General features: G+C 58.7%; 26 protein-coding genes. 8 read left to right on the plus strand and 18 right to left on the minus strand.

Annotation, left to right across the window (positions count from 1 at the left end):
- Positions 1-28 precede the first annotated feature (28 nt).
- From GSQ91_RS04015 to GSQ91_RS04035, 5 genes are all read right to left on the minus strand, one after another.
- Positions 29-1,483 carry an excinuclease ABC subunit C gene (locus GSQ91_RS04015; protein WP_158819960.1) on the minus strand — a complete coding sequence of 485 codons (1,455 nt, stop codon included), beginning with the start codon at positions 1,481-1,483 and terminating at the stop codon, positions 29-31.
- A 92-nt stretch (positions 1,484-1,575) separates the two neighbouring features.
- Positions 1,576-3,024, minus strand: coding sequence for a TldD/PmbA family protein (locus GSQ91_RS04020; protein WP_158819961.1), 1,449 nt, complete (start codon positions 3,022-3,024; stop codon positions 1,576-1,578).
- Between the two features lie 20 nt (positions 3,025-3,044).
- Positions 3,045-3,368, minus strand: a complete 324-nt coding sequence (locus GSQ91_RS04025) for a hypothetical protein (RefSeq protein WP_158819962.1) — start codon at positions 3,366-3,368, stop codon at positions 3,045-3,047.
- Between the two features lie 73 nt (positions 3,369-3,441).
- Positions 3,442-4,917 carry a metalloprotease TldD gene (tldD, locus tag GSQ91_RS04030; protein ID WP_158819963.1) on the minus strand — a complete coding sequence of 492 codons (1,476 nt, stop codon included), beginning with the start codon at positions 4,915-4,917 and terminating at the stop codon, positions 3,442-3,444.
- A 204-nt stretch (positions 4,918-5,121) separates the two neighbouring features.
- Complete coding sequence (locus GSQ91_RS04035; RefSeq protein WP_158819964.1) at positions 5,122-6,033, minus strand: glycoside hydrolase domain-containing protein; 912 nt, start codon at positions 6,031-6,033, stop codon at positions 5,122-5,124.
- Positions 6,034-6,135: 102 nt separating this feature from the next.
- On the opposite strand from GSQ91_RS04035, the gene GSQ91_RS04040 reads away from it, so the two are divergent.
- The 3 genes from GSQ91_RS04040 to GSQ91_RS25805 are packed head-to-tail and all read left to right on the plus strand — an operon-like array spanning position 6,136 to position 9,011.
- The gene (locus GSQ91_RS04040; RefSeq protein WP_158819965.1) at positions 6,136-6,666 is read left to right on the plus strand and encodes a YfiT family bacillithiol transferase; all 531 of its coding nucleotides are present in this window, start codon (positions 6,136-6,138) and stop codon (positions 6,664-6,666) included.
- A 2-nt stretch (positions 6,667-6,668) separates the two neighbouring features.
- Positions 6,669-7,097, plus strand: a complete 429-nt coding sequence (locus GSQ91_RS04045; protein WP_158819966.1) for a GNAT family N-acetyltransferase — start codon at positions 6,669-6,671, stop codon at positions 7,095-7,097.
- Positions 7,098-7,124: 27 nt separating this feature from the next.
- Positions 7,125-9,011 (plus strand): hypothetical protein, encoded by a 1,887-nt coding sequence (locus tag GSQ91_RS25805; RefSeq protein ID WP_254064348.1) that lies wholly within the window; start codon positions 7,125-7,127, stop codon positions 9,009-9,011.
- Between the two features lie 26 nt (positions 9,012-9,037).
- On the opposite strand, the gene GSQ91_RS04055 is transcribed toward GSQ91_RS25805, so the two are convergent.
- The 4 genes from GSQ91_RS04055 to GSQ91_RS04070 all read right to left on the minus strand — a co-directional run bounded on the left by GSQ91_RS04055 (position 9,038) and on the right by GSQ91_RS04070 (position 13,295).
- Positions 9,038-10,321: a tRNA-dihydrouridine synthase gene (locus GSQ91_RS04055; protein WP_158820094.1), complete on the minus strand. Its 1,284-nt coding sequence runs from the start codon at positions 10,319-10,321 to the stop codon at positions 9,038-9,040.
- 106 nt (positions 10,322-10,427) lie between these two features.
- Complete coding sequence (rpmE, locus tag GSQ91_RS04060) at positions 10,428-10,673, minus strand: 50S ribosomal protein L31 (RefSeq protein ID WP_158819967.1); 246 nt, start codon at positions 10,671-10,673, stop codon at positions 10,428-10,430.
- A 460-nt stretch (positions 10,674-11,133) separates the two neighbouring features.
- Positions 11,134-11,913 (minus strand): ethanolamine ammonia-lyase subunit EutC, encoded by a 780-nt coding sequence (gene eutC / locus GSQ91_RS04065; RefSeq protein ID WP_174240639.1) that lies wholly within the window; start codon positions 11,911-11,913, stop codon positions 11,134-11,136.
- Positions 11,910-13,295, minus strand: coding sequence for an ethanolamine ammonia-lyase subunit EutB (locus tag GSQ91_RS04070; protein ID WP_158819968.1), 1,386 nt, complete (start codon positions 13,293-13,295; stop codon positions 11,910-11,912). The genes eutC and GSQ91_RS04070 overlap by 4 nt, the downstream gene beginning before the upstream one ends.
- Positions 13,296-13,407: 112 nt before the next feature.
- Here GSQ91_RS04070 and GSQ91_RS04075 point away from each other — a divergent pair, with 112 nt between their 5' ends.
- On the plus strand, positions 13,408-14,169 hold the full coding sequence (locus tag GSQ91_RS04075) for an ATP-binding protein (protein WP_158819969.1): 762 nt from the start codon (positions 13,408-13,410) through the stop codon (positions 14,167-14,169).
- Between the two features lie 18 nt (positions 14,170-14,187).
- On the plus strand, positions 14,188-14,739 hold the full coding sequence (locus GSQ91_RS04080; protein WP_158819970.1) for a DUF2393 family protein: 552 nt from the start codon (positions 14,188-14,190) through the stop codon (positions 14,737-14,739).
- Positions 14,740-14,830: 91 nt separating this feature from the next.
- Here the strand turns inward: GSQ91_RS04080 and GSQ91_RS04085 are convergent, their stop codons facing one another.
- The 8 genes from GSQ91_RS04085 to GSQ91_RS04120 all read right to left on the minus strand — a co-directional run bounded on the left by GSQ91_RS04085 (position 14,831) and on the right by GSQ91_RS04120 (position 22,905).
- On the minus strand, positions 14,831-15,019 hold the full coding sequence (locus GSQ91_RS04085) for a hypothetical protein (RefSeq protein WP_158819971.1): 189 nt from the start codon (positions 15,017-15,019) through the stop codon (positions 14,831-14,833).
- 208 nt (positions 15,020-15,227) lie between these two features.
- Positions 15,228-16,061 (minus strand): 3-deoxy-8-phosphooctulonate synthase, encoded by an 834-nt coding sequence (kdsA, locus tag GSQ91_RS04090; protein ID WP_158819972.1) that lies wholly within the window; start codon positions 16,059-16,061, stop codon positions 15,228-15,230.
- A 36-nt stretch (positions 16,062-16,097) separates the two neighbouring features.
- A complete protein-coding gene (locus GSQ91_RS04095) occupies positions 16,098-16,733 on the minus strand; it encodes a hypothetical protein (RefSeq protein ID WP_158819973.1) in 636 nt (211 codons plus the stop codon).
- A 106-nt stretch (positions 16,734-16,839) separates the two neighbouring features.
- The gene (locus GSQ91_RS04100) at positions 16,840-17,082 is read right to left on the minus strand and encodes a GlsB/YeaQ/YmgE family stress response membrane protein (protein ID WP_216845052.1); all 243 of its coding nucleotides are present in this window, start codon (positions 17,080-17,082) and stop codon (positions 16,840-16,842) included.
- Positions 17,083-17,249: 167 nt separating this feature from the next.
- Complete coding sequence (locus GSQ91_RS04105; protein WP_254064349.1) at positions 17,250-18,893, minus strand: VWA domain-containing protein; 1,644 nt, start codon at positions 18,891-18,893, stop codon at positions 17,250-17,252.
- A gap of 140 nt (positions 18,894-19,033) precedes the next feature.
- Positions 19,034-20,272, minus strand: a complete 1,239-nt coding sequence (locus GSQ91_RS04110; RefSeq protein WP_158819975.1) for a glycoside hydrolase family 5 protein — start codon at positions 20,270-20,272, stop codon at positions 19,034-19,036.
- Positions 20,273-21,258: 986 nt separating this feature from the next.
- The gene (locus GSQ91_RS04115; protein ID WP_158819976.1) at positions 21,259-21,909 is read right to left on the minus strand and encodes a DUF1345 domain-containing protein; all 651 of its coding nucleotides are present in this window, start codon (positions 21,907-21,909) and stop codon (positions 21,259-21,261) included.
- 132 nt (positions 21,910-22,041) lie between these two features.
- Positions 22,042-22,905: a fatty acid desaturase gene (locus GSQ91_RS04120; RefSeq protein WP_158819977.1), complete on the minus strand. Its 864-nt coding sequence runs from the start codon at positions 22,903-22,905 to the stop codon at positions 22,042-22,044.
- A 208-nt stretch (positions 22,906-23,113) separates the two neighbouring features.
- Here GSQ91_RS04120 and GSQ91_RS04125 point away from each other — a divergent pair, with 208 nt between their 5' ends.
- From GSQ91_RS04125 to GSQ91_RS04140, 3 genes are all read left to right on the plus strand, one after another.
- Positions 23,114-23,803 carry a response regulator gene (locus tag GSQ91_RS04125; protein ID WP_158819978.1) on the plus strand — a complete coding sequence of 230 codons (690 nt, stop codon included), beginning with the start codon at positions 23,114-23,116 and terminating at the stop codon, positions 23,801-23,803.
- Positions 23,804-23,958: 155 nt separating this feature from the next.
- Positions 23,959-24,564, plus strand: a complete 606-nt coding sequence (locus GSQ91_RS25565; RefSeq protein WP_174240640.1) for a hypothetical protein — start codon at positions 23,959-23,961, stop codon at positions 24,562-24,564.
- A gap of 163 nt (positions 24,565-24,727) precedes the next feature.
- Positions 24,728-25,483 (plus strand): Crp/Fnr family transcriptional regulator, encoded by a 756-nt coding sequence (locus tag GSQ91_RS04140; RefSeq protein WP_158819979.1) that lies wholly within the window; start codon positions 24,728-24,730, stop codon positions 25,481-25,483.
- Between the two features lie 43 nt (positions 25,484-25,526).
- On the opposite strand, the gene GSQ91_RS04145 is transcribed toward GSQ91_RS04140, so the two are convergent.
- Positions 25,527-26,804: a chloride channel protein gene (locus GSQ91_RS04145; RefSeq protein WP_158819980.1), complete on the minus strand. Its 1,278-nt coding sequence runs from the start codon at positions 26,802-26,804 to the stop codon at positions 25,527-25,529.
- Between the last annotated feature and the right edge of the window lie 9 nt (positions 26,805-26,813).

Consider the following 26,813-nt stretch of genomic DNA (forward strand, 5'->3'; position numbering starts at 1 on the left):
GGGACACGATGATCATCTTACTGATCCGTTACGCGATGTCTCCCGGCGTCACGCTTTTGCGCGAGCGTGAACGTTTTGGCAGCACCGGCACAACGCGTTCCACGCCCTCGCGGCCCGCATGTATCACCTTCGTCTTCAGGTTCTTCGCGGCCTCGCGATCGACGGCCTGCAGCTCGCCCGGAGGTCCGAGCATAATCCGCGCTGCGCCGTTCAGGATGCGACGTATAGGCCATGCGCCATCGGCGTTGGGCAGAAAGACTTCGCCTGCGCGTTGCTTTTCGGGCCGGTAGTACCAGCGGCGAAAGAGCGAGAGCGTATCGCAGCGCTCGTTGATCTCCGCTTCGCCCGCAGAATCTGCTCGCTCCGCAAGCCGCTGCAATACTCCACGGGCACGGTCCTCAGGGGAAAGCGTCGAAGTTTTTGTGGATGCCGTAGTTTCGGATGGGTACGTAGGTTCATCCAGCGGGACTGCGGCAAGCATCAGCGGCTGTGCGAACAGCGAGCTTCCCACGGCCGTCTGCTCGCGGACCGCACGAACCCCCAGCGTCGACAGGGGCTCAAGCCCAACGATCCTCCCACGTTCCAGCAGAAAGACCGCAGCCTCCTCAAGCTTCTCTCCCTCGCGAGGCGCAGCCTCTTGCAGGACAACGGCGCGCAGCTCCGCGACCGGACGGACCAACTCATCGACGAGAAGCGAAGCAGCCTTCACGCGTTCCCATTGCTTGTGCAGGGCGGCGGCCTCCTCGAAGTCCATGGCCTCGCTGGCTTTCTCGCGCTGCTCGGCAATCTCCGCAAGCATCGACTCGCCGCTCGTTGCGAAGAACCGGAAGACCCGCTGAGCCTCAGCGGCATATTCTTCAGAGGAGCACGCCACCTTGCAGGGCTCCATGCACTTCTTCATCTCGCCGTAGACGCATCCTGGATGCTCCGGATAAGGCTGCAGGTCTTCATAGCAGCGTCTCAACTTGAAGAGATCGAGCACGGCATCGCAGTAGCGTTCCGCCGCCGCCCGCGAAGGGAAGGGGCCAAAGGTTTCGGCGAGTGCCCGCTTACTCAGGCGATTGGTGGAGTAGACGCGCGGATGCTCGTGCGTCATGGTCACACGCAAAAAGTATGGCGGATATAGGCGCAATCGCCGCCGTGCTTCTTCGGCGCCATAGGTCGCACGCGCCGCACAATAAAGAACCAGTGCCGATTCAAACTCCGAACCTGTGCGGGTCCACTCGATCCAGCGAACCTTCTCGCGCAGGTTGAGGCGCTTGGAGAGTACCGGCCGGCCCAGCTCATCGACGGCTTCCGGTGGCGCTAGCAATCGCCGTAATCTTCTTCGCAGGTCGGCCGCGCGTGTGAGATAAGGCTCATCGCCTTCGCGCTCGCCCCGCAGAGCAAACACGCCCGCTCCAGCCGGAACGCCGCGCAGAATTTCTTCGGCGTTGGAGGGGAAAAACTCGATGCGATGGTCGAAATTAAAGGCCGTGCTCACAGCGAGAATTGTAGCCGGGGCGAAGCTGTATTTGCTTTTCTGGTTGTCATTCGCTCACTACCCTCGGAAGGACAAACTCGAAAAGCAAAAATTTAACTGCCCGCTACGGTCATGCCTTCAATCCGCATGGTAGGCACAGCCCCACTCCCGCGAAATTCCAGATCATTTCCAATTGCTGTCACATTGCGGAACATATCTTTCAAATTCCCTGCAATCGTGATCTCCTCTACCGGATACGCGAGTTCGCCGTTCTCGATCCACAGGCCACTTACCCCCAGGGAGTAATCGCCCGTGACCAGGTTCACGCCTGTACCCATCGTCTGTAGTACATAGAGTCCCTGCTTCACGTCGCCAATAATCTCTTCCGGGGCCTCAGTTCCAGGCTCAAGAAAGTAGTTGCCGCCGCCGATGCCTGGAGCTCCCGCAAGCCCACGCGATGCTTTGTGGGTCGACTGCATCGTCAGCTTGCGCGCGGTGTAGGTATTCAACATCAGCTCTTTCAACACGCCGCGTTCGATCACTACGGTGCGCCGCGTCGGCAGGCCATCGCCGTCAAAGGGTGAGGTGCCAAAGCCGCCCACGCGCAACGTGCCGCCGGCATTGCTTCCGGTCATCCCGTTTTCTTTCAGGATGTGATCGAAGACCATCGTGCCGTCATCGACCATCGTGATGTTCTCGCCCGCCACCTGCTCGCCGAGCTTGCCGGCAAACATTGATGCGTTGCGATAGATCGAATCGCCATTGGCCGCGCTCAACAGGCTGCCCATCAGCCCGCGTGAGGCCTCTGGAGGAAAGACAACCGGGCACTGCTGTGTGGGCACACGCCGTGCGCCAAGTTTTCGTAGAGCGCGCTGTGCGGCGATGATGCCGATCTCTTCCGGAGTGTCGAGCAGCTTCGTAGTGCGTGCACTGGAGTACCAGTAGCCACCCTGCATCGCTCCACTGGCATCCTGCGCAATAGGAGACGCAGAGAAGCCGCAGTAGCTGCGGCGGTATTCCCCCGCGAAATCACGGGAGTTCACCATCACTCGCCGCGCGTTCGAGGCATCGAAGTCCGCACCCCTGGAGTTCTGAATGCGTACATCAAAGCTCATCGCTGCCGCTTCGCAACGGCGGGCAATTTCGATGCGTTCGGCTGCGGGAACATCGTTCACGTCGTCGAAGTAGAGAGCCAGTTCGCCGACATTCTGCGAACCAAAGGTCTCACGCTCCGGGAGACCTGCAAAAGGGTCGACACCCGTTACTTTGGCGAGTTCGACCGCGCCTGAGACCAGCTGTTCAAGACCTTCGCGCGAAAGATCTGAGGTCGAGGTGCTGGCTGTGCGCTGTCCGCCCTGGGCTGCAAAGAAAACACGCAGCCCAAGAGCTCGCGAGCCCGATTCCGTCAGCTGTTCTACCTGTCCCAGCCGCACGTTGACCGCGAACTCTTCGCTCTCAAAGCCGACCGCTTCAGCGTCGATCGCGCCCGCCTTAAGCGCGCGCGCGACGGCCTCTTCCGCGAGCGCCTTCAACGCTACTTTTGAACCTGTCGCAACAGCCAAGGGTCTCTCCGCGTATCGATTTACTGGACTGGCGAGCTCGAAAGTCGCGCCGCCTGCCCCTCGGCTGCTTCGCGAACCAGCAGTACCCCGGCACAGTGCTCTGCATCGCTCTTCAACTTGTGAGCCGCATGCGAGGCTGGGCCATTGGCAATGTGGCGCTTGTGCACCTTCACGGCGCCATGGCAGTCCTTGCAGCGAAACTCGGTGTCGCCATCGCCCAGCGCCTCTTCCAGGTTCTTCACCTTCCAGAACGGCTCATAGCCGCTTCCGCTCGCGCGAACGCGCCGCCGTTTCACCTCGCACTCGTACAGTTTTTCTGTCTTCGCTTCGACTTTTGTAGCCATGCTAGATCTTCTTTCCTGATGCGGTTGCGGTGCGTGTGCGCTTCTTTTCTGTAGTCTTCAAAATCTGCTGCAGCTAACGGCCTGTACCACCCACCGTCATGCGATCCAGCTTCACGGTCGGCATTCCGACGCCGACCGGCACGCTCTGCCCGGCTTTGCCGCAGGTGCCGACGCCTTCGTCGAGCGCAAGATCGTTGCCCACCATCGACACATACTTCAGCGCCTCGGGGCCATTGCCGATCAGCGTCGCGCCCTTCACCGGCGCTGTCACCTTGCCATCTTCGATCAGGTAGGCTTCGCTGGCGGTGAAGACGAACTTGCCGTTCGTGATGTCGACCGAGCCTCCGCCAAAGTTCACGGCGTAGAGCCCACGTTTTACGCTCTTCAGAATGTCCCCGGGATCGTCCTCCCCGTTGAGCATGTAGGTATTGGTCATGCGCGGCATGGGGATGGACTGATAGCTTTCGCGGCGCCCGCTGCCGGTGTTCGGCATCTTCATCAGCCGCGAACTCAGCTTGTCGCTGAGGTATCCGCGCAGAATGCCGTTTTCGATCAGCACCGTCTCCTGCGTCGGATTGCCCTCGTCGTCCACATTCAACGACCCACGCCGTCCGGGCATCCTTCCATTGTCCACGACCGTGACCTTGCTCGACGCGACTTGTTGCCCGATCAATCCCGCAAAGGCGCTCGTCTTCTTGCGATTGAAGTCGGCTTCCAGTCCATGGCCTACGGCCTCATGCAGCAGCACGCCGGGCCAGCCAGGGCCGAGCACGACCTCCATCTCGCCTGCGGGCGCGGCTACCGCACCCAGTTGCAGAATCGCCGTGCGCGCGGCCTCGCGAGCGAAGTGCTCGGGAGATTTGTCGCCCGTAAAGAAATCCAGCGCCACGCGTCCGCCGCCGCCGCTGGTGCCGCGAGCCATGTTGTTTCCAGATTCGCCATGTTCATCCTTCGCGATGACCATCACGTTCAGCCGCGCCAGCGGCTGCGTATCACTGGCAAAGGTGCCGTCGCTGGCAGCGATCAGGATGCGGCGCAGTTCGTCATTGATACTGGCGTGTACCTGCACAATGCGCGAGTCAAAGTCGCGAGCCGCTTTGTCGGCGCGCTCGATCAGCCGCAGCTTCGCAGCGATCTCGACGTCGGTGCTGGCTCCTGCAACCGGATAAAGCTGCGGTGTACGAGTCTCCGTGAAACCCTGCACGCGCTCGATCTGGGGGCCGCTGGCGATCAGCGCTGCCGTACGCGCTGCCTTCAGCAGGCGGTCCGCACTCAAATCATCGGTGTAGGCAAACCCTGTGCGCTCGCCCGAAAGCACGCGTATGCCGCAGCCTACGCTGATTCCCTGGGCTGCGGTCTTGACGATGCCCTCGTCCATACCCAGCGAGGTCGAGGTAACGGCCTCGAAGTAGAGATCGGCGAACTCGCCACCCGCGCTCAGGGCTTCACCCAGACAGCGTTCCAGCAGACGCTCACTCAGCCCGAGTTTCTCGAAGAAGTATCGTTTGTGGTCGGTAATCTCAGGGAAAAAGGAGGGGGCAGACGCCATCTTTCTATTCTAGTCCGATACTCGACCCTAGCAGTGCCCCGACCCGCTCGAGGCGCAGCATCGCATGCTGTTGGCGTTCCGAATACCTCGCGAAATCCGCACACTGACGCCCCGTACTATCGTGCTCAGGGATCGCCCAACTCCATGAAAAGGCACCCTTCCACCCGAATGGCAGGCCTCGACAAGCCTTCACTGCGGATCAACTTAGCGCCCGTGCGAAGGGTCCGGCGAGTTCGCAACGTTCATATCGAGAAATACCTTCGGAAATCCCGGAGCATAGCAGTTGCCATCCGTCGCATAGGTCTTCGCGCAGCTCTTGGTAATCGAAGGTCTTCTTGGCGACTGCGAGTATTGCCATGCCACCAGATCGGGTTCTCCCGCCTCGGAGAGCGGCTTGGCCTGCAAAGTGCATCCCGGTGCAGGCGAACACTCATCCTGCGCATCGAAGATCGCAACCTCATGCAGGCCGCCCTTCTTGATGCGGTCGCGTATGTCCTGCACGGTGTCGATCCACACGCCGGGATCATCCTGCACACGCTGGCCGCTGGCGTACACACCCGGCCGAAAATCCGAGGTGGCAACCGCCTCCGTCCACGCCAGCAGATAGGCAGCTTGTACGTCGGTCAGCCTGCCGCCTTCTTCCTGGTCGAGAAAGACGATCGTGTGCGCGGGGAACTCCTCGCTCTTCGCAGCGGCAATCGCCCCTGCCGCATCTTTTCGACCAAGGTCAGTCGGGGAGGTGCCTGCCTTCTTCGCCTTCAGTATCTCCGCCTCCAGTTTGCCGTTGGCGAGCACCAGAAAGCCCCAGCCCTGTTGCTTGAGCAACTCGCGCTTGCCTGTCCATGTATTCGTGTCATCGCCAGGAGGAGTGGTGAGCCAATAGCCGGTAAAGGCAAAGTCCTTCCGCATGGCTGCCATGCTGTCATCGCCGGGGTAGTCATTGCGGTCGAAGCCGACGGACTGTCCGGTAGCAGATATCGAACCGCTCGCAGCACTCGGTTGTGTCTGAACGGCAGAGGCTAATGCTGAATCCGTGGCTCGCACTGCATTGCTGCTTCGCGAGCATCCGCACACGGCCACAGCTCCCAATAAAATACCCATCCAGACGGCACGCATTGATTCTTACCTCCTGCTCAGATTACAACTGCGTCTACAATCGCTGTCGGAGAACCACTCCAGGTTGAGTTGTCTCCTAGGCCAGCCTCAAGGAACCGTACTATGTCCGTGTCGCAAGACCCTCGTTATCCTATCGGCGAGTTTGTACCGCCCGAAACCATCACGCCCGAAGACCGCCACAACGCGATCCTCACACTGGCTGAGATGCCTGAGTTGCTGCGCGAGGCGGTACGCAACTTCAACGCCGAGCAGATTGACACACCCTATCGCGACGGCGGATGGACGGTCCGCCAGGTGGTGCATCACGTTGCCGACTCTCACATGACGGCATTTCATCGCCTGCGCAGGGCACTCACGGAAGATTGGCCTGAGGTACCCGGTTACGACGAAAGCGCATTCGCCGAACTGCCGGACCTCGCAGCGCCGCTCGAGTGGTCGCTGGAGCTGATCGAAAGCCTCCATGCGCGCTGGGTGATGGTGCTGCAGGCACTTAGGGAAGATCAATGGCATCGCGGCTTCCGCCACAGCGAGCGCGGCCCCACGGCACTCGACCTGGCCACGTTGAATTATGCATGGCACTCGCGGCATCATGTCGCGCACATCACACGGCTGCGATCCAGGAAGGGCTGGTAGGTATGCCGATTCAACTTGCGACCTCTCCTGCATCTATTGCGCGTTGCTTTGAAGTACTTCGTGAACTGCGTCCTTCACTTGAGAGTGAGGCGGACCTTGTTGCCAAGGTGCAGCAAAAGCAGAGCGAGGGCTTCCAGCTCGCGTTTCTCGAACACGAAGAGGAGGTAGTCACGGTCGCTGGCTTCCGGGTAATGCATATGCTGGTCTCCGGCCTCACGCTTTACGTGGATGACCTCGTTACAGGCGAGCAGTTTCGTTCGCAGGGCCATGGAAAAACTATGCTCGACTGGCTCATCGCGCACGCTCGCGAGCGCGGCTGTCAGCACTTCTCGCTCGACTCCGGAACGCATCGCCAGTCCGCGCACGCGTTCTACTTTCGCGAAGGCATGCGTATCTCCAGCTTCCATTTCGTTCTGCCGTTAAAGCCCTGATGTAAGTCCAATGCTACCCTTCCTCTCATGCCGCCAAAATCCTCCGCGGACAAATCAACCGCGTCACAAACCGCCACACAGATCGCAACCGCCATCGAAAACTTTGTCGCGCAGCATAGCGAAGCCGCTGTGCTCGAAGACGGCAAAGTCCTCTTCGACCTGCGCTCTGCGAAGTACACACTCTCGACGGAGTACGGCCGCTGCACGTTTCATCTGTGGAGCGATGAGCGCAATATGGTGCGACGCGTTCTTTCCGCGATTCCGCGCAGCGGGACGCTGCGTTTGTCAACGCAACGCTTCGGCCAGACTCAGCCCAAGCTGCTGGAGCTTGTAGGCTCACGAATCAGCCGTACCCCGACCACCCGAGACGCCAATCGCACGCACTATCTGCGCACGCTGGAGCGTGTATTGCAACGCCAGTTCCCCGACTGGAAGCCTGATGCCTTTCGCACGGCGATGGACCTCGAGCGCAGCTTCGGGCCAGCCTATGCGCGTGGTTCACTGATTCGCGGCAACCAGGCATGGGCCGTCATCGGCGTGAACGAGAATGAAACCGCGACCATCATCGACGGCATCCTCACGCTCGGCATTCTCTGGCTGCACCACTGTCGTGAGCAGTCGAGCAGACATTTGTACCAGGGGCTCAAGCTCATTCTTCCGCGCGGCACCGCGACACTGACACTCTCACGGCTGGCGTGGCTCAACGACGGCGCGGCACAGTGGCACCTCTATGAACTCGACCAGAACACGGAAGAGTTGGTCCAGCGCGACGCCACCGATCAAGGCAATCTGCGCACACGGTTGGTTCATCATCCTGACGAGGACGCTGCGAGCGAGCGCTTTGCCTCGGCTATCGAGCAGGTCATGCAGCTTGTACCCACCGGGGAAGAACAACGAGTAGAGCAGCGTCTGCGCAGCACGGCTGAGCTGGCCTTTCTGCTGCATGGCATGGAGTTCGCCCGTGCCCGCATCGGGCTCGCACCGAACAGCTTTGCCCGCACGCTTGAAATCACAGCGGGCGCCAATGAGACTCCGCTGACGCCAGCTACTCGCGTCGAGATTGCAGCCAACATCGCCGAACTCTTTCGCCGTCGCCGCGCCTTCGTCTCCGCGACAGACTTCACCCGTCGCGGACAGAGGCCTTCGCGTCGCATCGGCGCTGCCACGGCAACTGCGGCACATTCACGATTACAGTTTCGTGCGAATCAGCCTGCCGGCGAGGTTAATCCTGCACAAGACCCCCTCTACCGCGCCGCTCCCGAGCGCTGGCTGGAGTCGGTGTTGCGCCGCGACCTCGCTCCTCTGACACGCAGTCTGGCACCCCAGCCGCGCGAAGCCTCATTCGCCAGCAACGAAGCCTTCGCGAACGATCCTGATCCCGACACCCGAGGCAACCGCGCGGATCTTCCCTGGAAGAGCGATCCTGATGCGAATCCATCTCTCGCAGAGGTTGGCCTCACCCACAAACCTCGCGTTATCCCCCACCTCGACCCGAAGCACGTCTACGCACAGGTTCCCGCCATTGCGGGTGCGAGCGATCGCGGCCTGCTCGATCTCCTCGGAGTCACCGCCGACGGACGTCTGGCAGTCATTGAACTTAAAGCTGACGACGATCTCCACCTCGCACTGCAGGGGCTCGACTACTGGATCCGCGTGCGCCATCATCACCTGCAAACCGCCGATGCAACGACCGGTCTCGGCGAGTTCCAGCGCCATGGCTACTTTCGTGGCGTCGAACTCTCGCCATTGCCGCCGAGGTTATATCTCGTAGCTCCCGCGCTGCACATTCACCCGGCAACGGAGACGATCCTCCGCTACCTCTCGCCACGCGTCGAATGGAACCTTCTGGCGCTCGATGAGCGCTGGCGCCAGGAGATTCGCGTGGTGTGGCGTAAGCAGGCCGGAAAGAGTTAAAGCGTTATCACTCGTGGCAGTAACTGTCAGCCCCACGCTGCGGGCGCGGCTTCAAGCTCTGCATCGTGTTCGAGCGAAAAGTCCTGCTGTGGCTCGGCGCGTAGCGTAAAGAATGCCTCTACCTTCTCCATCACCTGCGCCCCACGCTTGGCGTCAAAGATTTCTTTGCGTAGCGTCGAACCGCCAGGAACACCATGCGTGAACCAGCTAGCGAACTGCTTCATGCGGCCGATGGCATCGCGCTGAGCGCTCTCGTGATTACGCTTCAGGCGCTTGTCTAAATCGCTCTCGGCGGGGCCGACAATCTCGGGATGTTCGGCGACCTCGTGCATCAGCCGCTCGAAGTAGTCGCGGATCATGCGGTAACGGTCCATATCGGTGGGCTTGTCATACGTGCCCACACCAGTGGCCTGCTTGGAAGCTGTATATTGTGCGATCTGGCGGAAGATCCACGGATTCGCCGGCGCGGCACGACCGATCATTACGGCGTCGCAGTGGGTTGCGTCGACCATCGCGGCCGCATCTTCGGGCGTGCGGACATCTCCGTTGCCGATGACAGGAATTGTGACGGCGTCCTTCACTGCGGCAATCCACTCCCAGCGCGCCTCGCCGGTGTAGCCCTGCTCGCGTGTGCGGGCATGCAGCGCGACGGCGTTCAGGCCGCAGTCTTCGGCCATCTTCGCCAGCTCGACGCAGACGATGTTCGAGTCGTTCCAGCCCATGCGGAACTTGACGGTGAAGGGAATCGTCACTGCCGCGCGCACGCGTTCAAAGATCTTGCGGATTGCGGGCAGATCACGCAGCAGTCCCGAGCCGCCGTTACACGCCACAACACGCTTGGCTGGGCAGCCCAGGTTCAGGTCGACGAGGTCGAAGCCCGCATCCTGGCAGATGATGGCACTCTCGGCCAGCGTCTCCGGGTTCGATCCAAAGAGCTGCGCCGAGATCGGGTGCTCGTCCTCGTAGTAGGTAAGGTAGCGCTTGCGCTTGGTCTCGCGCATCCTTGAAAGCCCATCGGCCGAAGTGAACTCCGTCATGATGAGTCCGCAGCCGGAGACCTCATTCGAGGTCTCTACGTCGACATCAACGCTATCGTCGGTAGCCTGATTAAACGCAGCCTCGGGTTCTGTAAACATCGACGCGTTTTTGATGAAGCGGCGGAAGACCGTGTCCGTCACGCCTGCCATAGGCGCGAGCACCGTGGCGGGCGCAATTCGTACTCCGCCGATGTGCATCTCAGCCGGCACGCGAGCGTGCTGCGGCATCTCGCGTGTGTCCGAGTTCGCTGTTGTCTCCCAACCCTTCTTCATATAGGTATCGCGTTCCACAAAACTTTCTAATTCGACAATTCGCTAATTCAAGAAAAGAGGCCTCCGCTCATCGCGGAGGCCTCCCGGTTTCGCTGGGCTGCGAGAGTTACTTCGCGGCGTTGGCGGCAGCTTCGGCCTTCTTCGCATCGGTTGCCGCGAACTTGCGGCGGAAGCGCTCGATACGGCCGGCGGTGTCGACCAGCTTCTGCTTGCCGGTGAAGAACGGGTGGCAGGCAGAGCAGATTTCGACGACGATGTCGCCCTTGTGCGTGGAGCGCGTCTCAAACGTATTACCGCAGGCGCACTTCACGTTGATGTTTTCGTACGTGGGATGAATTCCAGTCTTTGGCATGGTGATACCTTTCGTAGCTAACCCGCCGCAGAACGGTTCGCTTGCCGAGGCCGCTGTGGACTCAAGGCATCGAAGTTCCAGTCGCGCTGCGAGCTTGGACCCCGACTCCCGGGGTTTCAGGCGCTCCTATTAGTTTAGCACTTGCCGTCAAGAGTGGTAAGTCCTTCATCCTGATTGGCTTACGCAGTCAATACTTTAGGGCTCGACGAGCAACTATTCGGCCCGCTCCTGGTAGGCGACGACATCAACACAAAAATGGAGCGCAGAAACCAGATGGAATACAGAAGCTAAATGGAGCCTAGAGGCTAGTAGAGATTAAATGGAGCGTAGATGCTCAAACGGCCACGGGCCTAAGCCCTGAAAGGGCGAGATATCGCGGTGGCACAATAGACCGCGCTCAATCTCCTTTGCCACTACCCCCGGCGGATGCCTCCACCCTTGACGCAAAGCCACGGCACTCCTACTCAGGAATCGGCGCATGAACCAACGCCGAAGCCTCTTTGAGCGCGATGCCGGTGGTTTCAAGGCGGCGGGCTTCATTCATGTAGAAGGCGATCCGTTGTGCAGCCTCAACATAACTCAGGCCCTCCTGACGGATGTTCGAGATGCAATTACGTTCGGCATCCGTTCGTCCGGGGCGCGGGTTCCAGGTGATATAGACGCCGAGCGAGTCTGGAGAGCTGAGCCCGGGACGTTCGCCGATCATTAGCACGACGAGCTTTGCTCCGAGCAGATGCCCAATCTCATCGCCAATAGCCACGCGGCCCTGAGAGACGATGCAGACAGGAGCGAGGTTCCAGTCCCCAGCGTCCAGAGTCGGAAGCAGGGCATCGAGCAGTGGCAACCCATGGCGCTCGACGGCGAGAGCCGAGAGTCCGTCTGCAAGGATGAAGACGGCATCGGGTTTCCTTTGTAGGCTCTCGGCATAGTCACGCAACGCATGCGCAAAGTCGGGATGCAGGATGCGTCCGAGATCGGGACGGCGCAGGTAGTGATGGCGGCTCTTCTGGCTGGCCTCTCCTTCAACCGCGCTCCGCAGCACGAAGCCTGCAAGATCTCGCTGCTGCAGTCCGTGCAGTAGCGCTGAAATGTCGAGCAGAGTATGAACCGCGTCACGGGCGAGCGCATGATCGAGCTGAAAGCGGAGCTGCTCTCGCGTAGGAATGGCAGCGCCAGTGCGTCCCAGCGAGATGCGTGCGGTGGTAGGGAGCGTTTGCGGCTTGTCGATCTCGTGACTCATCGCACGTCTCCCTGTGGCAACAGCGCTGCAGGCTGGCCGATGCGTTGCAGCTGATGAAAGCCGTCGCTCGACAGCCACGCTTCAAACTCCGGCGCGGGCCGCAGTCCGAGCAGCCGGCGCAAGTAAAGCGCGTCGTGGAACGATGTGCTTTGGTAGTTCAGCATGATGTCGTCAGCTCCGGGCACGCCCATGATGTAGTTGATCCCAGCTGTGCCCAGCATCGTCAGCAGGGAGTCCATGTCGTCCTGGTCGGCTTCGGCGTGATTGGTGTAGCAGATGTCGCAGCCCATTGGCAGGCCCAGCAGCTTGCCGCAGAAATGATCCTCCAGACCCGCACGCAGGATCTGTTTGCCGTCGTAGAGATACTCCGGGCCAATAAAGCCAACCACTGTGTTCACGAGCATCGGTTGGTAGCGTCGTGCAACGGCATAAGCGCGCGCTTCGAGCGTCTGCTGATCGACGCCAAAGTGCGCGTTGGCGGAGAGAGCACTGCCTTGTCCGGTCTCGAAGTAGAAGACATTCTCTCCCCCGGTTTTGCCATCAAGCCCGCCCCGCTTGAGCTCGCGGGTCATCGCATGGGCTTCGTCGAGCAGCTCAAGGCTGATACCGAACGACGCATTCGCCGCCTCAGTTCCGGCAATCGACTGAAACAGCAGATCAAGCGGCGCGCCCTGCTGCATAGACTCCATCTGCGTTGTCACGTGGGCCAGCACGCAACTCTGGGTCGGGATATCGTAGCGCACGCGCACGTGGTCGATCAGCCGCAGCAGCTTGGTCACGCTGTCCACGCTGTCGGATACCGGATTGATGCCGACAACCGCATCGCCGGAGCCCAGCAGCAGGCCGTCCAGAATGCTGGCGGCGATGCCCAGCGGATCGTCTGTAGGATGGTTCGGTTGCAGACGGGTGGAGAGTCTTCCGGGCAGGCCGACCGTCGTACGAAAGCGGGATACCACGGAGATTTTGCGTGCCACGTAGATCAAATCCTGCACGCGCATCAGTTTGGACACAGCAGCGGCCATCTCTGGCATCAAACCGCCCGCCAGCGCGGAGAGCCGCTCGCCCGTGGCCTCGTCCGAGAGCAGCCAGTCGCGGAACTCGCCCACGGTAAGACCGGCGATCGGCGCGAAGGCTTGTTGGTCATGGCTATCCACAATCAGGCGCGTGACAGCATCCGTCTCATAGGGAACGACGACCTCGTTCGTGAAGACACTCAATGGCAGCTCGGCAAGGGCCATCTGCGCGATAGCCCGGCCCTCCGCTCCGGAGGCGGCGATGCCTGCAAGCTGGTCGCCCGACCGCAGCGGCGAGGCCTTCGCCAGCAGCGTACGCAGGTCGGCGAAGGTGTGTTTAACTCCGCGGACTGTATGGCTATAGAGCATTCGTGTTGCCCAAATTGTAGCCGCTTGCTGTTAGATACTGATGCTCCGCGCCAGCTTTCCTCGTTTGCGGGACGATTCGCACAGGCACGTAAGGCTGCGATACTGGATATCGATGCTTGAACCCTGCCCCATCTGTGACGGCTCCGGCCTGCGCCTCGTGGAACGCCCCGACGGCAACCGTGTCGCCCAGGAGTGCGTCTGCCGATCCGCGCGCCGCACGGAACGAGCGACGGAGCAGGCGCGCATTCCACAGCGCTACGCTCACTGCTCTCTCGAGGAGTACGTCACCAACTTCGCCGGCGCGAACCGCTCGCTCGGTTCCGCGCACATGATGGCGCGCAAGTTTGTGCAGGGCTATCCGCTCGATACCAACGGCAATGGCTTGCTGCTCACGGGTTCCATCGGTGTCGGCAAAACCCACCTTGCGGTAGGAATGCTGCAGGCGCTCATTACCGAACGTGGTGCCAGGGGTCTGTTCTACGACTATCGCGAACTGCTCAAGCAGGTCCAGAACAGCTACAACCGCAACGTCCATGCGACGGAACTCGAAGTGCTCGCTCCGGTGTTTGAAGCTGAGGTCCTGGTGCTTGACGAATTAGGAGCATCGAAGCCGACAGACTGGGTGTGGGACACCGTCGCGCACATCCTGAACACTCGCTACAACGACCGCCGCACAACCATCATCACGACCAACTATGCGAACCTTCCGCCGCTCGGAGGCGAGCTTACAGGTCCGCGCGCCGCCATGCGTGAGGAGACTCTTGGAGACCGTATCGGCGAACGCATGCGCTCACGCCTGCAGGAGATGTGCGTCGTCGTCGAGATGACCGGCGAAGACTTCCGTCAGAAGGTCAAGCGCGCCAGCTTCGCCTGAGGTATAAAATTGGCAATCATGCAGGCGCCTGATCAGGAATCGAAGCCCACGACACAGCCCTCTGGAATGTTTAGCGAGCCGCCACGCGAGCGCAGCTTTCCAACAACAGCTGTTGCCATTGCCACAGTCGCTGTGGTGATCCTGGTGCTCGTCCTGGTGATGCTGGATCATCGCCACGGCGCCGCTCCAGCACCGAAGACGGTGCAGCCGCTCGCGGCCTATGCTTCCAGTCTTGTGGTCAGCAACATCCAGATGAGCGAGTCGACCAGCATCTCAGGCGGCAAGTCCACCTATATCGATGGACACATCGCCAACCACGGCTCGTCGACAGTCACCGGGATCACGGTTCAGGTGTTGTTTGCCAACGATACAGGGATGCCGCCGCAGATCGAAACTGTTCCCCTGTTGCTCATTCGCACCCGGGAACCCTACGTGGATACCGAACCCGTCAGCACGGCTCCGATCGCCCCGGGCGCAGAAGCTGATTTCCGGTTGATCTTCGAAGGTATCAACGAAAACTGGAACCAGCAGACGCCGGAGATTCACGTAACGCAAACCATCACGCGGTAGTTTTCGAAGTCGCAGCCGCCCAAAGGCGATTGCTCATCCAAAAACTACCGCGCGAAGATTCTTGATTTGCTCTAGAGGAACGGCTCTGGCTTCAGCCAGGCTGATTCGTATCTTCGCCGTCTTTCTTTTCGAAATGGTCGGCGATCGCTCCCGCTCCCTCGAAACCGGCGACTGCCGCCGCGCCTTTGGTGAGGATTGAGGCATTGGGGTCCAACTTTTCGGTGCCTTCAACCGCAACTACAGCTCCAGCTATTTTTTCCGCTTCTTCCAAGAAACCCATGACATTCTCCTTTTACAGCTGCCGAATCGGTCGTGCCGAATCAGTCTACTCCTGGGCATACCTGTGCGTACACGAGATACTGCTCGAAATTTTCGACTAGAGCAGTTCACAGTAGGTGTCGAGCAGAGCGAAAGGCTTTTGCGTGGTTTTCTCCCAAGAAAACCACACTGCACTCCCTTTCCGAGGCCATAGCAACTGTGAAACTGCTCTATTCGCGCACGGCTGCATGGACGGCCAGCAACGTCTCCAGCACGCCTTTTAGTTTGTTCAGATGCAGTGCATTCGCGCCGTCGCTCTTGGCTTCGGCGGGGTTGTCATGGACTTCGAGGAATATCCCGTCGATCCCCGCCGCAACCGCCGCACGCGCGAGCACGGGGATAAACTCCGGCTGGCCGCCCGAGACGCCCTTGCCGCCGCTCGGCGTTTGTACCGAGTGCGTTCCGTCGAAGACCACCGGCGCAAACTCGCGCATGACCGGCAGTCCCCGCATGTCGACGACGAGGTTGTTATAGCCGAAGCTCGCGCCGCGTTCCGTCAGCGAGACGCGCTGGTTGCCACTCTCGCGAATCTTCTCGACCGCGTGGCGCATGTCCCACGGTGCGACGAACTGGCCCTTCTTCACGTTGATCGCGCGCCCAGTGTTCGCGGCGGCCACTAGCAGATCGGTCTGGCGGCAGAGGAACGCCGGAATCTGCAGCATGGCCTCTACTGGTCCGAGGGCATCGCCCGCTGCTACGCATTGCTCAGGTGTATGAATGTCCGTCAGGACCGGCAACCCATTGGCCTCACTGATAGCCCGCAGGATGCGACAGCCCTCTGCCAGCCCTGGCCCGCGAAAGCTATGGATCGAAGTACGGTTGGCCTTGTCGTAGCTGGCCTTGAAGATGTACGGCACGCCGAGATCGGAGGTGATGCGTTGGATAGCGTCTGCCAGACCGCGTGCGTGGGCTTCGGACTCGATGACACACGGCCCGGCGATAAGAAACAGCTCGCCGCTGCCTGCGGTTACGCTGCCGATATTGAATTTTGCTGGATGGCTCACGACATCTATTGGAGCATACCGGCACTGTTTTGCAAGTTATCGTGAGGCTGCATCCAGCGCTTTTTTGTAATCGTCTTGCGCCTGTGGCGCGACATTCGCAAGCAATAGTTCGTCTCGGGCGAAGAGAAGAATGCGCTCCTCGCCTTCCGTGGTCTGGTCTGGTGTGGGGTGCGGATGCGCGCGCCAGAAGGCAATAGCGCGGGTCTGTGCATCCATGGTTTGTGCCTGAAGGTCGACGTACACGCGCGTTCCTTCAGCCGCCGAGGCGTAGGCCAATACCTCATCGGTCCCCATGTGCGCCAGTGCTCCCGTGGAGAGTGCGGACTGCCAGGTATTGGCAGAGAAGAAATAGTAAGGGTTATCGATAGCTTCAAGTCGCGCGACGATCTGCTCCGGGTGCTGCTGCGCGAGGGCAGGAGCATCGTTGGCCAGTGCTTTTAGTTTTTCGCGTCCAGCGGTTACGCGTGCGAGCTCATCGAGCATATAGGTATGGCTAGGCTGCAGCTCTTTGCGGAAGTTTTCGCGCGTCTCACGTACGAGACGATGCTCGCGAAGCGTCTCGCGCAGTCCATCGAGGCTGAGCGCGATGATAATGCCGATCGTCACGATGGCGATATGGATGGCGAAGCCCTTGAAGGTGTGGACGGGTTCGTGGGGAGCATGGATGTCCATAAAGGTGAGTGTAACTGCAATTTAACTGCGGTCTAGGTATATGCATCCCATAAAAGAAAAGCGGAACCTCAATCATCGGGTTCCGCTTTTCTTATTTTGAAAACCTTTAAGCTCGTTTTATCAATCGTGTGATAAATACCAGAACGACGGCGCCGATAAAGGCTGTGATCAGAGCGCCGAACGTCCCCGCGAACGCGATGTGGAAGATGCCCAGGAGCCAGCCACCAAGCCATCCGCCGAGAATGCCGAGGATAATATCCACGATAATGCCATAGCCGCCGCCCTTCATGACAAGGCCTGCGAGCCAGCCTGCAATACCACCGACGATCAGCCACAAAATGAAACCCATAGTAATACCCTCCGTAAAATCCATTACGAGATTTGAATTTTTTAGCGCTGTTTTCGATCTGCAAGCCGGGCCTGTTGCATTCGACCCGCGGCTAAGTATACGACCGGCTTCCCAATAGATGTCCACTCATTCCGCTAAAATCTTGGCGCACATGCAGTCGATGACGGCTACTTCGTTGGTGCCGGATCTTTGTCCGCCGCAGGCTGCGCAGGAGTCGGCTCCTGCGCACTGGAGGAACTCGCTGTCGCTCCCGGGCCGAACGTCAGATCGGCTGTACCCATGCGGCCTGAGGCCTCTACACGAACGACCAGGCGGGTCCGCACAGCCTTAGGAACGGGATCGAATTTAATCTCGAAACCGAGAGGGATATTGAGGCGCCCGGTAGCTGGAGCGGATGCCGGAGCCTGGAACTGCAATATCTTGGCGTCATGCTTCAACTCCTTACCCTTACGATCGAAGGTGGTCGACATAACGATGAGGCGGGTCAGGCGCGGCTTGTCGTCCTTCGGGGAGTACCACGAGATTCCACGGGGTTCGACACGGAACTTGAGCGTATTGATATCCGTGGGAGAGGTCTCCACCGTGAAGGCTACGGCGTCATAGGCCATGTTGCTTGACCCGGCATTGATGAGTTCCGAGGCCAGGCGGCGACCCACCTGCCCATCAGCGTTAGGACGCGCCGCGTGACGGTCGGGATAGTAACCCTGACGCGTGATAAAGGTGAGGCCGGGGCGGTCGAGGGTGACTTTGATGCGGCGGAACTTGTCCGGGTCCCAGGTCTTGTTGGTGGGAATATAGGTGAGGGTATAGAAGCTGGATCCGTCGCGGATGGAGGTGCCGATCTCGGCGTCGACGTCGTTACGGCCATAGAGATTGCGGCCGCCGGTGGCGCGGGCGAGCGACTGGAAGTCGGGGTCACCGCCAAAGGGTGCGAAGAGCCGCGCACCGTTGCCGTATTCGCCGGGGTTGACCATAACGCCGGCGGGGTCGATGGTGTAGAGCGTTATGCGCGCGTCGCGAAGTTCGTTGACCGTCTGCTGGACCGCGGAGTGGACGTGACTCTGGTCGTCGACGGAGATGCGAGTGAAGTCGAGTGTGGGAAAGCCCCGGCCGAGCCAGATCATGTTCTTGTGGCCGAGGTGCCCGATACTTGCTTCGGCTACACGCCGCAGAGAGTAAAACGCCGTTGTATAGCGTTCCGCGACCCAAGCAAACTGATGCGCTTGCCAGGGGTAGGCGGCGAAGTGGTGATCGAGCGCGTTGAGAATCTCATCTTTGTTCTGGGTATAGTCCCGCAGCACGGTGAAGTGTTGCAGGTCCACGGCGATCAGCATGGTCGGCGTGTCGAGCTTGTCCGGCTGCTTTTCGAGCCACTTCTTAAGGGAGTAGCGTGCGAAGGCCATGTCTTCGAAGCGAGTGTTGAACTCGTCGAGCAAAACAATGTTGACCGGAGCGCGGGGGGCCAGGTGATCGAGATCTGCAGTTGAGTTGATAGTGATGTCGGGCGATGGAGTGAACCGGCCGGGAACCTCGAAGTTGCGAATCTCTTGTGGCGCATCGTCTTCGGTGACGTGAAACTCTTCACGCTTAAGATCGGTGACCGGGTTGCCCTTCTGATCGATGACAACCCCGTCAAGGACCGTAAGGCTGACATTACGCGTGATGGTGTTCGCTGCAGTAGGCGCGGACTGTTGGGGCGTTTGAGGCGGTTGTCCGGAAGGCGCGGCTGGGTCGGTTGCAGCAGGCTGCTGTGCACCTGCAGTCAGGCCAAGGCCAAGAACAAGAGAAAAGCAGGAAAGGACAACGCGCATAGAGGGAAGCTCCAGGGGACGCATAACAAAGATACACAATATCCTGAGTTAGTTAATATCCGACGAAGCAGCGGCTACGTTTTGATTGTTGATGAGACAGGCCCAGGCTTTAGCCTGGGCCTGTCTCATCAACGGGGCAACTAGTTGAAGCCCAGTGAGCTATTGAAGGCAAAGCTGTTGGCAGTAGTCCACTGCGCCCAGTCGGAGATAATGTCAGACTCCGAACTAGTGGAAACATTCGGTGTAGTAGCCCAGTAGCTGGGATTGTAAAGGCCCCAGCCATTCGGGTTGAGTCCGCTGGTGGCTTTATAGGCCCAGAACGTCCAGCTCTCTCCGCCGTTGTTATAGGTGTTCACTGAATATTGCCAGGTGGACGAGTCATATTGGAAGTCGTTCCATTCGCCAATATAGCCCGGCACGTTATAGCTGGAGTGGTTATTGAAGTCGTTGACCTGATTAACCGATCCCTGTTCGACGACAGACTGGGAAGCATTCCACTGATACTCATGCATCTCGTACACAACGTTGGTCCATCCCTCTGAAGAGGGGTTAGGCAGCATGCTCCAGTCCCAGCTGCCCCAGGTTCCTTCGATGATGATGATGTGCGAAGGATCAGCGGAGCGGACGGAGTTGTACAAGGAGGCGTCGGCGCTGATCACAGCGCTGTTGCTGGGCGCTCCCGTAGGTTCATTGATCAGATCGTAGCCCGCGACGGTTGGGTTTCCGTTGTAGTGATTAGCAATCTGCCACCACATATAGGCGGTATTGCCCTGGTCGTTATCGTTGGTCCAGTACTGATTTTGATTTTGTTGGCCGGTATCGTCCGAAGTGCTCTGTCCGCCCACCACGCCATGCATGTCGATGATCACATAGATTCCCTGCGCAGCGGCAGCGTTAACTATCCAATCAAGCTCGGTGAATGCATCCGATCTCCAACCGGAGTTGGAGACGTTATTGATGGGATAGAAATTCCCCCACCAGACCGGAACGCGCACGGCGTTGAACCCCGCCGCCTTGATGTTGGCAAAGTCGGCGGTCGTGATCCAGTCCTGCTGGTAGTCCCGGATGAGAGCCTGCTCTTCGGCCACGCCAAAGCGACTATCGAGTTCCGAAATGATGCTATAGGTGTCGGGAAGTCCGCCACTGTCGCACGGGCACATCCAGGGTTCCATGACCATGAACCCGCCCAGGTTCACACCCCGCAGTTGAACGACGTTGCCGTTGGAGTCGACAATCGAGCGGCCGCTGGTCTGCAACATACTGAGTTGCGCCAGTGCCGAGTGAGAACAGGCAAGGATGATGAGAAAACAGGCCGCTAAGCGAAGGGCTATGCGGACGTGTAGGCGAGATGTAAGGTGTCCTGCTGCAATTTTGTTCATCTGAACAACCTCTTCTGCACAGAAGGATCACCGCACACAACTCTGTCTCGTGCTGTACGGGCTGGACGATCCGGTTGTGCCGTTATGTGCGGCTGAAGAGGGGGAGTCTTCAGCCGCCCGGTTGGTTTTGCATTGTCCCTGGGGGGAGAGAACAACGCGCCGACAATGCTGGGAGCCAGTGGATTATTCCGTCAGAACTGCTCGAAGATATTCGAGAACTGATGTGGTGGCCAGGGAAGAGAGCGGTTTTCGAGCGCACAACTCCCTGCAGCCGGAATCAGGGAGAATTCAGGACCTGGTATTTGTTCGGACCGAACTTAAACGGAGATCATTCTCTCGATGGTTCGAGAGAACGCATCAACTGACAGCACTTCGGCTGTTTCTGGCGGGGACAAGCGAGATCTGCATCTTTGCTGCTCCTTCAAGTGAATCAGGATCGCTAAACGAATATGCGGAACATTCAGCGCGCAGATATCTTGAAGAGCAGACTTGTTTCAGGTCTTTAGCTGCAAGATCCCGCGCACGCTGTCTGATTAGCGGGAACACTAACAGGCAAAAAAACTAATGTCAATACACTTTCCCTAAGACTAACGTTTGTCTGACAGGTAGAGTAGCCGCGTGTTTCATGGGGGCCTGCCAGCCCTGCCGGATACGGTGGCCGGCACCAGACGTCAATATTCGTACGGCAAAAAGGGGCCAGTCGATGAGGGTTGGAGGATAGGGCGCGGCTGGCAAATCTTTTGAATGCTTCATTATTAAGTCATTTCTAAAAAAATTGGCCCTGTTGGCGAGTTCTAGAAACGGACACCGCAGGATGACCCTCTTTCGCCCTCTCCAGGGCATGATGGAGGGATGCCGGACACTCGAAAATGTTCTTTCTGAATGATCGCTAATATCCTCTTACGAAGTGCCTGTAAGACTGGATTTTGAGGGGTGAAAATCCTGGTATCGTCAACATCTTCTTTTTACGAACAACACCCATCACACTAGAGAATGTTCACGGCCCTCGCCGCCAGCAGGGCCACCGTCGTAAAGGAGATGAGCGACTGCACCATCATCAGGAGCTTGGCCCATCGAGACAGAACGGGAGAGTCCGTCGGCGAAAAGGCCGTGCTGGTATTGAACGCGAGGAACAGGTAGTCCACGAAATTCGGACTCCAGCACTCTTCCCCCATCTCCTGTTTGGTTTGCCGATTGAGCGTCATCTGCGGAAATAGGAAGGCGCCGTCAGTGTGGACGCCCCGCAGTTCACGGGCACGAGGCCCTCCTGCATCCAGCCGCCAATACCAGGAGGCGAAGACGAGGACGTTCGTGATCCACAAGGCAGCGGCGGAGAACAGCATGCTTTGGGGCGTTTGTTTATGCGAAGGCAACGCCGTCACGAGCAGGCCAAGAGACCAGATCATGTCGAGTGTCACGATGGAGGTCACCACGTATCCTAGAATCCTGTTGAGATCGTCCAACCCACTTCGCCGCGCCCAGATAATGGGAACCAACAGGACTCCAACAAGGACGAGGAGCAGCCATCCAGGACCTATCGTCAGGGACTCAGGAAGGGCTAGACGCAATCCGCCCACACCTAGTAGTGCGATGAGAGCGGGCCAGCGTGGCTCCAGATGCTTGGTGGCGTTCGTCATGCTGTCTCCATCATGCAATGCCGACTCGCTGGAGGCAATGTCCCCTGCAGTCAAAAAGGGAATTAAGTCACGCGGGCAAACGTAAAGAGATGAAGATCAAACCACTCCTTATGGCCTTCACTTGGAAATCCGTTATGGGACTACTGCGACCACATCCCCACCACCGCCGAGCTTCCACGCCTTCACATCCCATGCAAGCCCGAACATTCGCAGCGCGGAGATCCCATACCAGTTGAGATCGAACTCATACCACGCCAAACCATGACGCGCTGACTGCGGATGGGCATGATGATTATTGTGCCAGCCCTCGCCAAAAGTTAATAGAGCCACCCAGAAGCTGTTCCTGGAGCTATCGCTGGTAAAGAATCGCCGCTTCCCCCACATGTGGGTAGCAGAGTTCACCAGCCAGGTAGAGTGCAGGCCAATCACCGTGCGGAAGAAGATGCCCCACAACAGACAGGACCATCCCCCGGCAAGAAGGATGGCGCCCAAGACGGTGATGGGCACCCAATGCCAGCGGCTGATCCATACGTGGAACTTGTCCTTGCGCAGGTCGGAAACATAAGGCATCAGCTCCACGGCATCGTTGTGCATGGTCTGGCCCGTCAGGAGCCATCCAATGTGGGACCACAGACCACCGTCGCGCGGTGAATGAGGATCGCCCTCTTTATCGGTGTTCTGGTGATGCATGCGATGGGTCGCGACCCAGAAGATTGGTCCGCCTTCCAGCGTCAGCGTACCGCACACCGTCAGAACATACTCCATCCACTTGGGAGTCTTATAGCCGCGATGCGTAAGCAGCCGATGGTATCCCATGCCTATGCCAACGCCACCGGCGATCCACCACAGGACCATGGCGATCAGGAATGCCTTCCACGTGAACACAAACAAGGCTGCGATAGCGCCAAGGTGAAACGCAACCATAACGAGGGTAGTCACCCAAACAATAGGCTGCTTAAATGTTCTGTCGTTCCCGAAGATCTTCGGCACTTTCATATTTGATTGGATGATGTGAGTGTGAGAGGAACCTCAGTCGGGGGGGTAATACTTTTGTAACCATCGTCTGCTTTGTAGGTTGTGATCTGGGTTTGAACGGTCCGGCCAAAAACATCAAGAGTGAGCAATTGTGAACAGCGGACAGTTGTGCGGAGTGCCATTCTGTCATGACGGTGCTTTCATGCAGAAGCTCATATGGAGGTGCAACTTGTCCGCTCCGAAGCAAAATATTCTGATTGTCGAGGATGATATTCAGCTTCGACTCTTGTTGTCCGTCATCCTTACGCAATCGGGCTATAGAGTTCGAACTGCGGAAGACGGCTTCTCTGCGCTGGCAGAGATGAGGGCCGAAGTTCCAGACATTCTGCTGTCCGATCTCTTCATGTCCGGCATGTCTGGTTTTGAATTACTCTCGGTAGTCCGCCGCCGATTTCCATCGATCCGGGTGATTGCCATGAGCAGCTCGTTTTCGGGTAGCGCAGTACCCACAGCCATTGCTGCTGATGCCTTCTATGAAAAGGCAACGAAGGTTACTGCGTTGCTGCAGCTTGTTGCAGCAACGCCTCAGTTTGATGGTTTGTACTCCATCTATCGAGCTGGTTTGCCGGCACCCGTCTGGATCGATGTTCCTTCAGGAGAATCACACGTCGTAATGACCTGCTCGGAGTGCTTGAGGACATTCACCCATGTTGAAGGTGAAACTGGCAGCCTCATCCATGAGGCCGACTGTGCGTATTGCAACAGCTCGATTCAGTATGTGATTGTTCAGCCGGCCAGCCCGGCACCTTCACACCGGAACTTCAGTAAACCCAACTTAGGAGTTTCACCGCAGCTTAGCGCGCCCTGCCCCAATGATGGAGCTACTGGCGACAATAAATGCGGAAGCAACTCAAACTGACTCACTATTCTTAGCTGGGCACCCTTCCACCTGCAATCCTCATCTATAGTAGAGAGCGCTATTTTCAGCCGAAAATCTGGGATGAGCGAAAACGGGACACCGCCGTATCCCAGGAAAATCTAGGAGCCGCAGCCACCGTCGGAGGGAGACTCCAAATGAGTGGACTGAAGGTTCTACTTCGTACAGCAATATTGATCGCACCTATGGTCTTGATGTCGTCAGCCAAGGCGCAAGTCGTTATCGGCATAGGGGAGCAACCCGTCTGTTCCTATGGCTACTACGACTATGCGCCCTATGCCTGCGCGCCCGATGGGTTTTATGGATCGGGTTATTTCTATAACGGCATCTTCCTGGGCATGGGCCCGTGGTCTGGCTGGGGCTATAGCCACGGCTGGGGCAGCCATCGCTTCAGCAATGGCGGAGGCGGAAGGTATAACGGCGGAGGCGGTCTTGCAGCCAATCGCGGATACGGCGGCGGTGGTAATCGTGGATACGCAGGTGGCGGATCTCGTGGTTACGCAGGCGGTGGATCGGCAGTACGCAATGGCGGTGGTGGAGCTAGAACTTCCGCTGGTTACTCCCAGGGTGGAGCATCTCGTGGTGGTGCATCCCACGCCGTAGCGGCTCGCGGTGGCGGAGCATCCCACGCTGCAGTAGCTCATGGTGGCGGTGGTGCAGCTCGTGGCGGCGGAGGCAGTGGCGCTCATGGTGGAGGCGGCGGTTCCCACGGTGGTGGGGGCGGTGGTGGTGGACATCGCTAACCAGCAGCCTTTGCAGTAGAGGTCGCATGCAATTGTAGCGGCAGAGCATCGATAGCTCTGCCGCTTTGCTTTTCAAGGCGGTGTCGCACTTGAACTAACGCCTGCTTACCCGCAAACCAACTCACACTCGCGATTCATTTGCACTTAGGAAGAGGCCATCCATATGGATGGATCGAACAAGAAGCCCAACGTGAGACCCTTTGATACCATCGTTTTTCTCGCGACTGCAGGATCAGAACGCCGCATCGTCGCTCGCAAGGCGAGAGAGACCTTCTATGCTCAAGGGGAAGCATCGGAGGCAGTGTTCTATCTCCAGAGTGGCCGGGCAAAGCTCACCGTCGTCTCTAAGCGCGGTAAGGAGGCCACGATTACATTGCTTGTCGCTGGAGATTTCTTCGGCGAAGAGGCTATGGCTGGAGCAGATGAGCGTCGACCAGCTACGGCCACAGCCATTACCGTTTGCAAGGTGCTTCAGATTACGAAGAAGGAGATGATCCGCGTCTTACACGAGGAACATAAGTTCTCCGACTTTTTCTTGAAGTTCATCCTGATACGAAGTCTGAAAACCCAGGCGGACCTCATCGATCAACTGTTCAACTCCAGCGAAAGGCGTTTGGCCCGGACACTCTTGTTGATGGCGGAGTTTGGTAAGCCGGGTGAGCCAGAGACACTGCTTCCCGCGGTAACCCAGGAGACTCTTGCGGAGATGATCGGGACAACTCGATCACGCGTCAGCTTCTTCATGAATCGCTTCAGGAAGTTGGGCTACATCGATTACAACGGCCGCATCCGCGTTCACAAATCGCTGCTCAACGTAGTCCTGCACGATCAGCTACCCGAACAGAACGCATCCAGGCCCACACTCCTCGATCCTCCACTTACTCGAGCGCGAATCGCCAAACGTGCCAAGCTGGTGTGACCTCAAGCTCCTAAGGCATTCGTCTTTTAAAATCGCGCTGATATTACTCAATGGAATAGATGGAATGCACCGTGTAACGCCGAGCCGTAACGGTAGCTCCAGCAGTAGCGATCAGCAGTGGCACCATCAACGGGTCTGCGTGCCGCGTCAGTTCGAGGAGAAAGACGGCAGAAGAGAGTGGCCCCAGAGTGGCTGCGGCTAGAAACGCAGCAGAACCAATCAAGGCATAGCTCGCAACTTCATTTCCTGCTGCAACGTGATTCCAGAGGCGTCCCATACCGTCTCCCACCATCGCGCCAAGAGTCATGGTCGGCGTGAACAAGCCGCCGGGAGCTCCACTTCTAAGACAGAGCAGCGTAGCAAGCGGCCGTAGAACGATGAGCCAGCAAAGCAATCCAACGCCAATCTGGTTGAAGAAGGTCAACTGTACGATGTTCTTTCCGTTGCCAAGAAGTTGAGGGAATTTGATAGCTGCCAAACCCAGCGCTGTAAAGATCACCAGCGGCAGCACGATCACCTGCCATCCCTTCGGTTTGTGTGTCTGCGCCCAGCCAATCCCGCGCACATAGCCAATCGATAGGAATCCGATGAGTGGGCCTGCGAGGACGGACCAAAGAATCAGCGAGTGGGAGACCTGCAGGACTGGTACGACGTAGGCAGGCTTGTTGGGCAGCAGGAGCCACGACACGGCTACGCCCGTGAACGAAGCCACAAAGGCTGGAAGCACGGTAGCAAGAGAGAGCGAGCCCAGCAGGACTTCTGCGGCGAAGAGCGCGCCACCCAGGGGTACGTTGTAAGCCGCTGCCATACCGGCGCCTGCCCCGCACGCAACCAGCAACCGTCGTTGTGCCGGAGTCATCCCGAACCAGTCGGAAAGCTTATTCGCTACAACCCCTCCCGTATCTTTTAGCGCTCCTTCGCGACCCAGCGCGACTCCCATTCCGACGGTGATGATGGAAAGAAAGGAGCGGATCAGCGTTGCTGCCGTCGGCATCTTCCCCGATCTCTTCCAGACTGCGTCCGGCAGGCTGCCGCCCGATTCAATGCCAAAGCGTTTCATGGCATAGAGCACGCTCGCCGCAACAAGACCCGCAAGCACCATCACAATAACGCGATGTTGGCCGGAGACCCGTTCAACCCCGTGCAGGAAGTCCCCACTCGGATAGGAGTAGCTGAGATGCTGCACCACCCGCAACAGCCTCATTAGGAGACCACCGGCCAACCCCGCGCCCGCCCCTGTCAACACGATGACGGCCCAGAAGCCGAAAGAGATCTCTAACTCCGTCACGTTCGGTTGCGGTGTTATTGGGGTGCTGGACACACTCGCATC

The sequence above is a fragment of the Granulicella sp. S156 genome, from assembly GCF_009766105.1.
Lineage (GTDB): Bacteria > Acidobacteriota > Terriglobia > Terriglobales > Acidobacteriaceae > Granulicella.